This window comes from Rhodoferax sp. (assembly GCF_012927445.1).
GTDB lineage: Bacteria > Pseudomonadota > Gammaproteobacteria > Burkholderiales > Burkholderiaceae_C > Rhodoferax.
Window position 1 is genome coordinate 856,941 of record NZ_JABBPD010000004.1, and the last position, 12,759, is coordinate 869,699.

13 protein-coding genes are annotated in these 12,759 nt (G+C 53.1%); all 13 read right to left on the reverse strand.

From position 1 onward, the window contains the following. Positions 1–12: 12 nt before the first annotated feature. Complete coding sequence (locus HHJ17_RS09700; protein ID WP_296505638.1) at positions 13–1,089, reverse strand: NAD-dependent epimerase/dehydratase family protein; 1,077 nt, start codon at positions 1,087–1,089, stop codon at positions 13–15. A gap of 70 nt (positions 1,090–1,159) precedes the next feature. Beyond that, entirely contained in the window at positions 1,160–2,212 is a 1,053-nt protein-coding gene (locus tag HHJ17_RS09705; RefSeq protein WP_296505639.1) for an NAD(P)-dependent oxidoreductase, read from the reverse strand. Between the two features lie 3 nt (positions 2,213–2,215). Beyond that, positions 2,216–3,238 (reverse strand): 4-hydroxy-2-oxovalerate aldolase, encoded by a 1,023-nt coding sequence (dmpG, locus tag HHJ17_RS09710; protein WP_296505640.1) that lies wholly within the window; start codon positions 3,236–3,238, stop codon positions 2,216–2,218. Next, a complete protein-coding gene (locus tag HHJ17_RS09715) occupies positions 3,235–4,134 on the reverse strand; it encodes an acetaldehyde dehydrogenase (acetylating) (RefSeq protein WP_296505641.1) in 900 nt (299 codons plus the stop codon). The genes dmpG and HHJ17_RS09715 overlap by 4 nt, the downstream gene beginning before the upstream one ends. 13 nt (positions 4,135–4,147) lie before the next feature. Beyond that, positions 4,148–5,974 (reverse strand): thiamine pyrophosphate-binding protein, encoded by a 1,827-nt coding sequence (locus HHJ17_RS09720; protein ID WP_296505642.1) that lies wholly within the window; start codon positions 5,972–5,974, stop codon positions 4,148–4,150. A 168-nt stretch (positions 5,975–6,142) separates the two neighbouring features. Continuing rightward, on the reverse strand, positions 6,143–6,655 hold the full coding sequence (locus HHJ17_RS09725; RefSeq protein ID WP_296505643.1) for a hypothetical protein: 513 nt from the start codon (positions 6,653–6,655) through the stop codon (positions 6,143–6,145). Then, positions 6,652–6,951 (reverse strand): nucleotidyltransferase domain-containing protein, encoded by a 300-nt coding sequence (locus tag HHJ17_RS09730; protein WP_296505644.1) that lies wholly within the window; start codon positions 6,949–6,951, stop codon positions 6,652–6,654. Before HHJ17_RS09730 ends, HHJ17_RS09725 begins: the two co-directional genes overlap by 4 nt. A 101-nt stretch (positions 6,952–7,052) precedes the next feature. Beyond that, positions 7,053–7,871 carry a KilA-N domain-containing protein gene (locus HHJ17_RS09735; RefSeq protein ID WP_296505645.1) on the reverse strand — a complete coding sequence of 273 codons (819 nt, stop codon included), beginning with the start codon at positions 7,869–7,871 and terminating at the stop codon, positions 7,053–7,055. A 68-nt stretch (positions 7,872–7,939) separates the two neighbouring features. Next, positions 7,940–9,262, reverse strand: coding sequence for a lipopolysaccharide biosynthesis protein RfbH (rfbH, locus tag HHJ17_RS09740; RefSeq protein ID WP_296505646.1), 1,323 nt, complete (start codon positions 9,260–9,262; stop codon positions 7,940–7,942). Between the two features lie 48 nt (positions 9,263–9,310). Then, positions 9,311–9,817, reverse strand: a complete 507-nt coding sequence (locus HHJ17_RS09745) for a hypothetical protein (RefSeq protein ID WP_296505647.1) — start codon at positions 9,815–9,817, stop codon at positions 9,311–9,313. Positions 9,818–9,819: 2 nt separating this feature from the next. After that, entirely contained in the window at positions 9,820–10,941 is a 1,122-nt protein-coding gene (locus tag HHJ17_RS09750; RefSeq protein WP_296505648.1) for an AAA family ATPase, read from the reverse strand. Next, a complete protein-coding gene (gene rfbG / locus HHJ17_RS09755) occupies positions 10,869–11,927 on the reverse strand; it encodes a CDP-glucose 4,6-dehydratase (protein ID WP_296505649.1) in 1,059 nt (352 codons plus the stop codon). Before rfbG ends, HHJ17_RS09750 begins: the two co-directional genes overlap by 73 nt. Then, positions 11,924–12,697 (reverse strand): glucose-1-phosphate cytidylyltransferase, encoded by a 774-nt coding sequence (rfbF, locus tag HHJ17_RS09760; RefSeq protein ID WP_296505650.1) that lies wholly within the window; start codon positions 12,695–12,697, stop codon positions 11,924–11,926. Before rfbF ends, rfbG begins: the two co-directional genes overlap by 4 nt. Positions 12,698–12,759: the final 62 nt, after the last annotated feature.

Sequence of the window (12,759 nt, forward strand, 5' to 3'; positions counted from 1 at the left end):
CAGGTTGCATATTCAAAGAAACGATTGAATAGTTCTGCGAAAACCATCCTGTACGGTAACAATGGGCGACCACCCCAAAGATTTAATCTTTTCGATTGAAGGACAAGAGCGAGTTATAGGGCTTTTTAGATATGCACTGCTTCTGACTGGTACATCAAACTGCGTGCCAATCCCACGCTCGGGGAAGAGCCCTGCAACTACCGTTGCCAAGTCTCTAATTGATATTTCGGCTTCTGGATTACCCACGTTATAAGCCTCTGCTTTGCCACCGGACAGGAGTACAGTCAAGAAGCCGATGGTGGCATCAGCGATGTAGCAGAACGGACGCAGGGCCAATCCGTCGCTTTTGAGAATAATGTTCCTTTTCGCAACGACATCAGCCACAAAGTCAGCAAATACGCGACCGTCGTCCAACGCCATACCTGGTCCGTAAGTATGGAATGGGCGCACGACAGTGGTGTGCAACCCGTATTGCTGCCTCCAAGCAGCACACATGGTCTCGCCAATCCGTTTGCTCTCTGCGTAGCACGAGCGCACATTCATTGGGTCGATGTAACCGTAATCCTGTTCTCCAACCAACTGATTCGAGTCAATGGGTACGCCGTAAACCTCACCGCTACTGAAGAACAGAAACTTCTCAGCTTGGCTTTTTACCGCATGCTCCAGCAGGTACATAGTGCCGGCCGAATTTGCAAGCAAGGTACCGACCGGGTCGACCCCATAGTATTTTGGGCTGGCTTGGCTTGCGCTATGAATGATGAAGTCAGCGCGCGGGAAATCACCCGGCAGCGGTTGTGATACGTCGTGCTGCACAACGAATAAATCTGGGGCGCCTAAGTATGCTGAAAGTCGAGCTTCGACGCTCCGAGTGCTTCTGGCGACACAGATTACTTTGATATTCAGTTTATTCAACCCTCCAACTGCCAGCAAAGACTTAACCAAATAGGCTGCTAAAAACCCGCCGCCGCCTGTAACTAATACAGTTTTGTCTCGCAGGTCTTCCCAAGGAAGCGTAGCTGAAGCGATGCGCTTTAAATCTTCCCGAATTACTGGGTTGGATTCTGATATTAATTGTTGTGATTCAATCATTGGATAAAAATAGCAGCTTCTGATCTGTAGCAATCTGGCTGGTGGCGCCTAGGATGGCTATGCGCATGGCTTAACGCTCTGCTGAGAACCAGCGCCATGTCTTGTTAACGGTCTGCTCCAACGAACACGTCTGAGTCACACCCAGGGCTTTCTGGGTGGTGGTGGTGTTCGGGTACAAATCGTCTTGCTGCCCCTGCTTCGAAGGCACGGTATTGAGCACCACGCGCGGCTTGGGTGAAATATGTTCTCCAATGAGTTTGACCAGCTCCAGATGGGTCACGGCAGTTGAACTGCCCACGTTGTAGGTTGCGCCATCGGCGCCATTGACCAGTGCAGCCAGCGTCCACCAGGCGGCGTCGCTGCCATACATATAGCTGCGGCGTGCAGTGCCGTCGCCATGAATGCGAATATCGCTGCCAGTAAGCACGTCACGCAGAAAGCTGTTCAGCGCCCAAGGGCGGTCTAACTCTTGGTAAGGTCCGGCGAAGGTGAACGGGCGGATGGTACTGATGGGCATGCGGAACTGACTACGATAAATCGCCGCCAGGTTTTCTGCCGCACGTTTGGCTTCCACGTAAACCGTGTGTAACTGTCCGCATGGAATAGGAAAATAGTCGGTTTCAGTCAGCGCGCCCGGGCGGTTCGGTGAGCCACTAACCAGGCAAGAACTGACGTTCAAAAACCGCGACAGGTTATCAAGTTGGGTTGCGGCGTCAAGGGCGTTGTTCAATCCCAGTAGGGTGGTTTGCTGCACGCGCAGCGGGTCAGATGAATGCACCCGGTTGTTAGGAATGCCGGCTGCATGCACCACAAAGTTGGTGTTGCGGGCAAATTCAAACGGTGAGCGCACATCTTGCGCCTTCAAATGGATATCGCTCCGCGCGGATAGGTGCGGATACTTCAGTGCCCAATCATTGACACTACGCGCATACAGATCGAGCGTGATGCCAAGGCGGTGCTCATCGTTGAGCGCTGCTACTGTCTCTGCGATCCAGGTACCCAAAAAACCAGTACCACCAGTCACTGCAATGTGTTGCAGGCCGAGCTTGGAGCGAATCTGAGGTTGCGAAGCACAGGCAAGCAAACAATCTTGACGGACTTCCAAAAAACGATCTATTGGCATGGATTAAGTTCTCAATGAGGTGTTTTGGGCTGCCAATTCTCTGGCAACTTCAAAGATCAGACTTTCTTGCCCAGCCACGGCATTACGCTTACCAAGACCGAAGAAGATGTCGCGTCCATCAACCTTGTATTCTTTAGCGGCTTGCGCAACGGGTTTGGCAAAGCCAGAGAAAACGCCAGACAAACCACTCACAATGGACATGGGTGAAATACTGGCAGCTACTGGGTTGAATTCTTTCTCGGCGACATCGGCAGCATCCAGAATCTTGTACAGGTCAATACCCGTCTCAAACCCTAGTCGATCAAACACAGCCACCAATACTTCAAGCTGGGTGTTACCGGCCCCAGCGCCAAAGCCGCGAATGGTTCCATCAATAATGGTGGCACCGGCATTGACGGCAGCTACAGAATTTATAACGGCCATTCCCAGATTATTGTGGCCATGAAAGCCTACGGGAATTGACAAACCATCTACCAGCGTTGAAATGCGTTCGGTGACATTTTCAGGGAAATAAGCCCCTGCTGAGTCCATGATGATGACGGCTTCAGCACCATAGGACTCCATCTTTTTGGCTTCTTCCAGCAAAATGGCGGGCGTTGCCATGTGGCTCATCATCAGCACGCCAAATGCCTCCTTGCCAACGTTGCGGATGTAGCCGATATGGCGGTCGGTGATGTCGGCCTCGGTGCAGTGTGAAGCAATGCGAAATACATCTACGCCAGCATCCACTGCTTTGGCCAAATCGGTCTTGATGGTTGCAAAGCCTGGTATCACATGGATGCCGAGGCGTGACTTAACCAGGTTGGTGCGCGATAGCATCAAGATGTCGTCGTCGCTCAGCAGGCACTCACCCACCAGCATGGACGATGCACCCAAACCATTGCCATGCCCAACTTCAACGATAGGCACACCGGCAGCTTCTGCCGCCTTGCAATAAGCAACGAAGCTCTCGCGACTAAGTTGATGGCGTACCGCATGATTGCCGTCGCGCAGAGTGGGGTCACTGATAAGGATTTTTTTGGTCATGTCGATGACTCCCGAAAGGATGCAGATTTCGCGATGAGTTCAGCCATGGCAATCGCTGCACAGTTAATGATGTCCAAGTTACCTGCATATTGCGGGAGGTAATCACCGGCGCCAACAACTTTAACTGTAACAACGATTTTGTTGTCTTGTATGGTCGGTGGCAAGATCAGTTTGTAGCCCGGTACATATTGCTTTATTTTTTCAACCATCGCATTTACCGCTGCTTGAATAGCAGGCAGGTCTGGATTGGCGATCTTGGCGTAGATCGTGGTTTGCATATCGATAGGCGGCATGGCCGGATTCAAGATCAGGATCGCTTTGGTGTGCTTTGCACCTGTTAGCGCCATGAGTGCGTCTTGGGTGGTTTCGATATATTCATCAAGATTTTGTCGGGTGGCGGGGCCAGCGCTTCTGGACGCGATGCTGGAGGCCACCTCGATGTACTCAATGTGGCTATGCACTTGCGAGATGGCATAGGCGATGGGGATAGAGGCCTGCCCACCACAGGTCACCATATTGACGTTTCTTGCCCCGGTGGCTACACATTCTTCAGCATTCAGGGCTGGCACACAAAGTTCACCCAACTTGGCCGGGGTCATGTCGATGACGGTCTTGCCAAGTTTGTCCAAAATGGGCCAGTGTTCCATGTGGGCGTTCGCCGAGGTGCAGTCAAAGACGACATCGCAAATTGCAGGGTTGTTGACGATGGCTTCAATGCCACGGTCGGAAATCGGCACGCCCAATGCATTGGCGCGCTTCATGCCCGTTGAATTGAAATTGCGACCCGCAAACAACGTGCAGGTCATACCCTGGGTGCGCATGACTTTAATCATCAAGTCAGTGCCGATGTTGCCAGTGCCGATGATGGCAATTTTGAGTTTGTGGGGGGATGTCATTTGGGCCTTTAGCTTAAAGCGACTTGGATTTTTCGTGTACGCCGATCAGCATGGCACGCTCTAGCACGTCACGGGGTACTAGCGGTGACAAATCTTCGAGTGGCGGCGAGACCAGCGTGCCGTCTTCCTTGGATACCAGTGAAAGCTTAGGGGTGAAGAGTTGCTCCGGATGCATGAACACTTCACAGATAACCGGGCCAGTGGCGGCTTGCACCTTGGCGAGCGTTTCATCGCACTCATCCCAGTTGTGTATCTGGTAAGCGGGCATATCAAATGCAGCAGCAATCTTGGCAAAGTCAGGACAAGATACACCAGAGGCTTTGTCGGTGCCAACGTAGCCGGTTTTGAATAAAGCATTTTGCGTATGCTTGATCATCAGGTAGCCGTCATTGTTAAAGATGAATAGTTTGATGGGCAGCTTGTGGTGAGCAATCGTTTGCATCTCTTGCAAATTAAGCATCATGCCGCCATCGCAATTGAGGCACATCACCTCTCCATGATTAAGTGCGAACGACGCACCTATGGCGGCAGGTAGGCCATAGCCCATTTCGCCCAGACCCGTTGAGGTCATTAACCGCTGACCGTCCGCAATGTGCAGGGCTTGATGGGCGCACAACAAAGCCGTGCCCATATCGGTGACAACGATCTGGTCTTTCTTGAAGAAGGTGTTTAGACGTTCCATGAAACGGTACGAGTTAATGAAGCCACCCTTGTCGTCGTGCTCTGGCCCGACCCAGGGAAACTGATCTTGGTACGCATTGCATCTTGCAAGCCAGTCAGTCTTGCGAGTAATGACCAATTGCTGCAGCCGCTCTGTCAGCGCGCTCATGAATACAGCGGCATCACACTCAATCATTTCCTGGGTACGTGTCTGATGTTTGGATGCTTCTTGTGGATCGATGTCAACCACGTCAATCCGCGCGCCGCGCGCCAGTTCTGATAAGTCGTAGCCAATTTGCGGAATCGCCAAGCGGGTGCCAATGGTCAGCAGGTAATCACAATTTTGCAAAATGAAGTTGGCGGCGCGTTGACCATACACGCCTGCGCGACCAAACACGAGGGGATGCTTTGAGTCGATCATGTCAATTCCGGCCCATGACACCAGCGCTGGGACGCCTAGCAAGTCAAGCAGGGGCTCAATCTTCTTTTCTGCACCGGCAAGGCGTATGCCATTGCCGAGCCAGAGTAACGGACGCTGCGCCGTAAGCAAGGCGCTCACAACGCTGTCAACCTGCACTGCCATTTGTGGAGTCAAATGATTTACCGAGGTTGGTGCCAAAAACTGAGCGGAGGTTGCTGGATCAATTCGGTTTGACTGGATGTCCATAGGGATTTCGATCCAGCACGGGCCGGGACGCTGATTGAGCGCAACATGTGCTGCTTTCTGAATCTCGTAGACCGCCTGCTCTGGCGAAGTTACGCGATGAGCATATTTGGTGACCTTGCGAACCATATCGACTGAGTCGTAGCCCTGCACGCCCCACATGCGGTGCGTATTCTCAACCTTGGTGAATTTGGAGTTTTCGTTACCGGCAATAACGATGCACGGGATCGAATCAGCCCATGCAGACACCACGCCTGTGACCCCGTTGGTCGAGCCTGCGCCGGTGGTTAGCAGAGCTGCCGACAACTTGCCGCAGGTGCGGTAATAGGTTTGCATCGCCATACAAGCTGCTTGCTCGTGGTGGACGCAGATGATCTCCGTGAAGCCGCGGCGAGAAATGGCCTCGTACAAATGCACGTTGCCTGCGCCAATGATGCCAAAAACATGTTCAATTCCCAAGTCTTCAAGAGCTTGAGCAATCAACTCGCTTACCTTTACTTTTTCCATAACCTGCATCGTGTTCATTTAATAAATAATCCCAAATAAATATTCGTTTTAATGTTGTTCACAACAGAATTATTTCTTTTAAAAAGTTAAAGCCCGATCCGCTTGCATCTTGGCGGCTTTGAGGGGTCTGGGCTTGCATTCGGTTATTGCTCTGTTTTCAATAGCTTCTTACGCTTGCTACACGGGGGCTAGAGGCTGATTAGCTTTTAAAATACCCACCGCAACGGCTTCAGCTTCGATCGCGGTAACTGCATCAAAAAGCATTTTTGCCGCTTCACGGGCGGTTAGCAGGGCTTGCAGAAAAAGCTCGGCGTCCGACATGTACTCATGCACCAACAGGTTGCGCAGCTTTCTGGCGCCAATAAAAATCTCGGCATTTTCAATCCATTGCATTTTTTCAGCGAAGGCGAGCACGTCCAACATGGATTTGGGTGACTCGCCCAACAAGGCAGCAAAGCGGGGAATCAACTTTTCGCCAAGGTGATCTTGCAATCGACCAAAGCGGCTGACAAAAGCATCGACTTTTTCGGCCAAATCGTCGCGGGAGTTGAGTTGCTTCACCCAGTCTGCGTCCATCGGCTGTGCAAATAGCGTGCGGTGGGTATAACGAAGATGCGTGGTCTCTTTACGGGCTAACTCAAGCGCCAGCAATGCGTGCTCGGCATGCTCCGGCAGGTAGCGCAGGCTCATAATAAAACTCCGGTTCGTTTGGCAATTTCAAAAACGGGGGCCGACGGGGTGTTAGCGTCTTTGAGTATGACGTCGATCTTGCGGTCACCCAGTGCGAGCGTCAAGGCGCCGTGCAGTTGGCAAAGCACTTGGGCACGGTTGGCAAACCGGGCATCGGTCTCAAAAAACAAATCTATATCGCCGCCCCTGCGGTCGTCCAGCGCCATGGATCCAAACACGCTAACTTGCGCGCCCACCCCCAGCACCCGCTGGGCGGTGTGGCGAATGGCTTGTACTTGGTCTGGGGTTAGGCGCATGGCGATAGGTTCACTTTTTATGCGGGAATTCTGCTATATTTTTAGTAGCTTCTTACGCATACTGGACGGGGGCTAGAGGGTGATTTCATAAACGCTACGCACTACTTTAATTTCTTAACTGCGGGGCTAGCTAGCAACGATCGCATCTGATAAATAGCGGTGGCATTTAATGTCTTCAGCCGCCCTACCTGCGCCACACCTTGCCGGATTAACTCGGCGTTGATGCTTTCAAGGTTAGATAGCACGACCAGTTGCTCGACAGTGGCGCAGTCGCGGATGTTGCCCTTGCTGTTTGGATTTTGTTCACGCCACTGCTTGGCTGTCATGCCAAACAAGGCTGCATTTAGCACGTCAGCTTCTGAAGCATAGATCAAACCTGTTTGCAGGGGTGTGATACTCGCGGGGATTAAAGTTTGTGCAATGGCATCGGTATGGATGCGGTAATTGATTTTGCTTAACGAACGCGTTAGGTTCCATTCAAGCGTTTTGGACTGTATCTCGTCATCTTTTAAACGCTGAAACTCTTTGATCAGGTAGAGCTTGAACTTGGGGCTGATCCAACTGGCAAACTCAAATGCAATGTCCTTGTGAGCGTAGGTGCCACCGTAGCGCCCTGCTTTGGCCATCACGCCTGTCGCATGGGTTCGGGTAATCCATTGCTTGACCGACATCGTGAAGCGGTTAAGTCCCGCGTCCTTTTTAATCTCCTCGAATTCGAGGGAATTAAAACCCGGGTTGTAAATCTCTTCCCATACAGATAAAAACTCAAGCGTATTTTTGTTGCGCAACCAGTTGTCGATGACCACAGAGCCACTTTCGCTTTGGCGCACCATGTCGGTTAGCGAGATGTAATCGGTCTCTGACTGCTCAATGATGGTGACAGGCACGCTTTGCACGAGCAGGATTTTATTTTTTGACATCGCTTATTTGCTCTGTTTCTAATAGCTGCTTACGCTTTTTTTATATGAGCTAGAGGGCGTTTTAACTATTAAAAGTTAACACCAAGGTAGGACTCGATCTTGGCTGCCGCAAACTCCAGCATCTCCCGGGTCAGCGCCGGTTGCACCCCAATCCAGAAGGTGTTGTTCATCACGTTGTCGGTATTGGTCAGGTCGCCGCTGATGCGGTAGTTGGCCCCGGCCATGTAGGGTTGGCGCGTCAGGTTGCCGGCAAACAGCAGGCGCGTGCCGACTTTGTTCTGGTCCAGGTAGGTCAGCAGGTCCAGCCGCGTCACCGGGCAGTTTTCTTTCAGGGTGATCGGGAAGCCGAACCACGAGGGATCGGAGTGCTCGGTGGGCTCGGGCAGGCTGACGAATTCTTCGCAGTCTTTCAGGCGCTCTTTCAGGAAGGCAAAGTTGTCTTTGCGGGCCTGGATGAATTGCGGGGCTTTCTCCAATTGGGCCAAACCGCAGGCAGCTTGCATGTCGGTGATTTTGAGGTTGTAGCCCAGGTGGCTGTAGGTGTATTTGTGGTCGTAGCCGTAAGGCAAGTCACCCAATTGCTGGCAAAAGCGTTTGCCACAGGTGTTGTCTTTGCCGGGCTGGCAATAACAATCGCGGCCCCAGTCGCGAAAGCTCTCGGCAATGGTTTTAAGCTCATCGTGCTTGGTAAACACCGCGCCGCCTTCACCCATGGTGATGTGGTGCGCCGGGTAAAAGCTGAGCGTGCCAATGTCGCCAAAGGTGCCGACCATCTGGCCACGGTAGGTGGTGCCCAGCGCGTCGCAACAGTCTTCTACCAGCCACAAGTTGTGCTTTTTGCACAGGGCGGTGACCACGTCCAGGTTAAAGGTGTTGCCCAGGCTGTGCGCCAGCATGATGGCTTTGGTTTTGGGGCTGATGGCGGCTTCGATCTTGCTGGCATCAATGTTGTGGGTGAGGCGGTCCACATCCACAAACACCGGCACCGCGCCAAATTGCAGGATGGGGTTGACGGTGGTGGGGAAGCCCGCCGCCACGCCAATGACTTCATCGCCTTTTTTGATGGCACGCTCGCCCAGCTTGGGGGATGTGAGGGTGCTGAACGCGACCAGGTTGGCGGACGAGCCGGAGTTGACGGTGATCAGGTGCTTGATGCCGATGAAGGCGGCAAGCTTTTTCTCAAATTCGGCGTTGAAGCGGCCTGTGGTTAGCCAGCCGTCCAGGCTGGCTTCAACCATGTTTTTGAGTTCTTCTGCGCCTATGACTTTGCCGGAGGGGGGGACGACCGATAGACCCGGGAGGAAGGGTTGCGGTGCCAGGGCGATAGCGGCGTACTCATCCACCAGTTTGGCAATCTGCTCGCGGAGGGCTTGGGTTTTGGCGTTTTGCATGTTTTGAGTCAGATGATAAGTTTTGAAAATATGAAACTGGGGTGCTGATTAGTTCACGCACCATTCAAGCGCACCCAAGTTTGCTTTGCTGACGACGAGTGGATGTGCATCAACAGGCTTGAGTAGCTGGCGGATTTTTTGCTTTACATCAGCGGGACTGATGGCGATGGGGCGTAGTTTTGAGTGTTTGGCGGGCTGCTCAAGATGCAGAACCACCCGCAGACTGCGCGCGAGGGTGACTGCACGGGCAATTTGTTTTTCGCCTGCGTCGTTGGCGCAGTTTTTAGCGGGGATTAACGCCGCCAGTGTGTCAAACACCTTGTGTGCCACTTCATCGCCCAGTTCGGAGGGCTTGGTGCGCTGCTGTTGACGGTAGTCTTTTACCTCGATGAGCCATGCTGTTTTGTTGGGGGCCACGGCCAGAAGGTCTAATGCTTTGATGCCGTTCCACATCCGCGACACTTGGTTCCGGTAAAACGACCAAACGTCATATTGACTGACTTGCCAGTTGTCAGAGAAGTCAAAGCTCAAGCCATCCACGTTGTAGCGCTGCATGCTTAGATGTCCTCGGCCAAAAAACGGTCGGATTGCGCTAGCTCTTCATCGAGTGCGGCAATGTCGCCCAGATCATCGGGGCTGTCGCCCTGCTGGATTTCAATGCCGTCGTCTTTGCGATGTAGCCCGAAGAACCTCGCCTTGATATTTTTATTGGCTTTGTTGGCGAGTAATATTTCGATCTCACGCAGTAGAAAAAGGCTGTGCGTGGCAATGAAGACCTGGATGCCTGCGCCAGACAGGTCAAGGATGCTTTTGGCAACCGATTTAATGAGCCTTGGGTTGAGGTTGGCTTCGGGTTCGTCCCAGAATAAATACCCCTTGTCGAGCAACGCGCCGGTGCTGATTAACCGCGACAGCATGCCCAGCTTGCGCAGGCCTTCCGCCACCAGCGGCATTTCCACACGACCGTCAGCACTGCGCAAATAGAAGCGGCCGTTTTTATCAAGCTCTATGGCACCGCCCATAGCGGCTTCTAGTGGGGCCAACAGTTCTCGCACACGCTTTTCTTTGGGGCCTTTTTGCATGGGCGCGCCAAGCAGCAGGCAAGTGTCGCGCCAGATTTCTTCAAATTCGAGATAGTGTCCTTCGTACACAGAAACAAAGTTGGGGAAGATGGTGAGCAATTCCCGGGTTGGCAAATAGGTTGCGGGTACATCCATCCAGGCTTTAGGCAGCTTGTCGATGCTGACTTCACTTTTGCTGTTGGTGGCAAAGCTAAATGAGGTGTCCCAGTCAGCGGACTCGAACATCAGACTGATGTCGCAGCGCTCGCGCCCTTGTTTTCGCCGTGCCAGGCGGCCCAGCGATTCGGGCCTGAAGACGTTAATCAATTTGTCAGCGTAACGTGTCTGTAGCGCTGATTTGGTTGGAAGTGGTGCATTGGGCTTGCGGCCTTCTTCTGCACTGACAGCCAAAACTGAATAAACCATCTTGAGCAAGTGCGTTTTGCCCGCACCGTTTTCTCCAACGATCACATTCAGGTTGTCTCCAAACTCAAGGCTGGCTTGAGGAAAAACTGTCAGATTGCTGATCGTCATGCGCTTAAGCATCAGAGCACCTTTGGTTGGTATTGGTTGATCTGGCCAAGAGTAACCGCCTGCATGTTCGCGCCAGCCAACCACTGTTGGTGCCAGTCAACAGAGGCTTGCAGTGCCGCCTGTAACGTCCAGCGCGGTTGCCAGCCCAGGCGAGCTTTGGCTTTGGAGATGTCTAGCTTGAGGTAGTTGGCTTCATGCGGGTGAACACCGCCGTCTTGTTGCCAGCTTGCACCGTTGCCCCAACTGCTCACCATGTGCTCAACAATCCATTGCACGGGTTGAGCATCGTCGTCTGTGGGGCCAAAGTTCCAGCCCTCGGCAAATGTTTGGCCGTCGGTGTAGAGCCGTTCTGCCAACGCCAAATAACCGCTGAGCGGCTCCAGCACATGCTGCCAGGGGCGGGTGGCGTGGGGGTTGCGGATGATGACGGGTTGGTTTTGCTCAAAGGCACGCAAGATGTCGGGGATCAAACGATCTGCCGCCCAGTCGCCACCGCCGATGACGTTGCCAGCGCGGGCAGATGCCATGGCAATGCTTTTTTCTTGAAAAAAGGAGCTACGGTAGGCGCTGGTGACCAGCTCAGCACAACCTTTGCTGTTGCTGTAGGGGTCGTGGCCGCCCATGGGTTCGTTTTCACGGTAGCCCCAGGCCCATTCTTTGTTTTCGTAGCATTTGTCAGTGGTGACATTGACCACGGCTTTGACGCCGGGGCTGTTGCGCACGGCTTCGAGCAAATGCACGGTGCCCATGACGTTGGTGGAGTAAGTCTCGACCGGATTTTGGTACGAGTAACGTACCAAAGGTTGCGCCGCCATGTGGATGACGATCTCAGGCTTGTGCTCGGCAAAGACGGCCTGCAATTTGACGAGGTCGCGGATGTCGCCAATGATGCTGGTCATGCCTTGGCTGACCTTGGCAACGTCAAACAAGCTCGGATTGGTGGGCGGCGCCAGGGCATAACCAACGACTTGCGCGCCCATGGATTGCAACCAGAGCGACAGCCAGCTGCCTTTGAAACCAGTGTGGCCGGTCAGCAGGACACGCTTGCCATGCCAGAAAGAGGGGTTCATGACCAAACCTTCCACGGGGCTTTGCCGGATTGCCACAACTCTTCAAGGTGGATTTTGTCGCGCAAGGTATCCATGGGTTGCCAAAAGCCGTGGTGCTGGAAGGCGGCCAAATTACCTTCTTGGGCCAAACGCTCCAAGGGTTCACGCTCCCAAGTCGTCTGGTCATCCGTGATGTAGTCAATAACCGCTGGTGACAGTACAAAGAAGCCGCCGTTGATCATGGCGCCATCACCTTTTGGTTTTTCCATGAAGCTGTTGACCTTGTCGCCTTTCAGGTCGAGTGCACCGAAACGACCGGGCGGAATCGTGCCTGTGAGGGTGGCTTTGACGTTTTTCGCTTTGTGGAAAGCGATCAGTGCGGTAATGTTGACGTCAGCCACGCCATCGCCATACGTAAAGCAAAAAGCTTCTTCGTCTTTGACGTAATCAGCCACGCGTCTCAAGCGGCCACCGGTCATGGTGTCTTCACCGGTGTCTACCAGGGTGACGCGCCAGGGTTCCGCGCTACGGTGGTGGACTTCCATGCTGTTTTTACTCATGTCGAAGGTGACATCGGACATGTGCAGGAAGTAGTTGGCAAAGTACTCTTTGATGACATAGCCCTTATAGCCGCAGCAAATGACGAAGTCGTTGATGCCGTGGTGGGAATAAGTCTTCAAAATGTGCCACAGGATGGGCTTGCCGCCGATTTCGATCATCGGTTTAGGACGCGTCGAGGTTTCTTCGGAAATGCGGGTGCCTAGGCCACCGGCGAGAATGACTGCTTTCATTTTTTGTTTATTCCAATGCAATTGTTTTGATAGCTGCTTGTGCATACTGGACGGGGGCTAGA

Bases quoted from the DNA above. Each gene is read 5' to 3' on its own strand.
- HHJ17_RS09700 (WP_296505638.1), bottom strand. From the start codon at position 1,089: ATGATTGAATCACAACAATTAATATCAGAATCCAACCCAGTAATTCGG.
- HHJ17_RS09705 (WP_296505639.1), bottom strand. From the start codon at position 2,212: ATGCCAATAGATCGTTTTTTGGAAGTCCGTCAAGATTGTTTGCTTGCC.
- dmpG (WP_296505640.1), bottom strand. From the start codon at position 3,238: ATGACCAAAAAAATCCTTATCAGTGACCCCACTCTGCGCGACGGCAAT.
- HHJ17_RS09715 (WP_296505641.1), bottom strand. From the start codon at position 4,134: ATGACATCCCCCCACAAACTCAAAATTGCCATCATCGGCACTGGCAAC.
- HHJ17_RS09720 (WP_296505642.1), bottom strand. From the start codon at position 5,974: ATGCAGGTTATGGAAAAAGTAAAGGTAAGCGAGTTGATTGCTCAAGCT.
- HHJ17_RS09725 (WP_296505643.1), bottom strand. From the start codon at position 6,655: ATGAGCCTGCGCTACCTGCCGGAGCATGCCGAGCACGCATTGCTGGCG.
- HHJ17_RS09730 (WP_296505644.1), bottom strand. From the start codon at position 6,951: ATGCGCCTAACCCCAGACCAAGTACAAGCCATTCGCCACACCGCCCAG.
- HHJ17_RS09735 (WP_296505645.1), bottom strand. From the start codon at position 7,871: ATGTCAAAAAATAAAATCCTGCTCGTGCAAAGCGTGCCTGTCACCATC.
- rfbH (WP_296505646.1), bottom strand. From the start codon at position 9,262: ATGCAAAACGCCAAAACCCAAGCCCTCCGCGAGCAGATTGCCAAACTG.
- HHJ17_RS09745 (WP_296505647.1), bottom strand. From the start codon at position 9,817: ATGCAGCGCTACAACGTGGATGGCTTGAGCTTTGACTTCTCTGACAAC.
- rfbG (WP_296505649.1), bottom strand. From the start codon at position 11,927: ATGAACCCCTCTTTCTGGCATGGCAAGCGTGTCCTGCTGACCGGCCAC.
- rfbF (WP_296505650.1), bottom strand. From the start codon at position 12,697: ATGAAAGCAGTCATTCTCGCCGGTGGCCTAGGCACCCGCATTTCCGAA.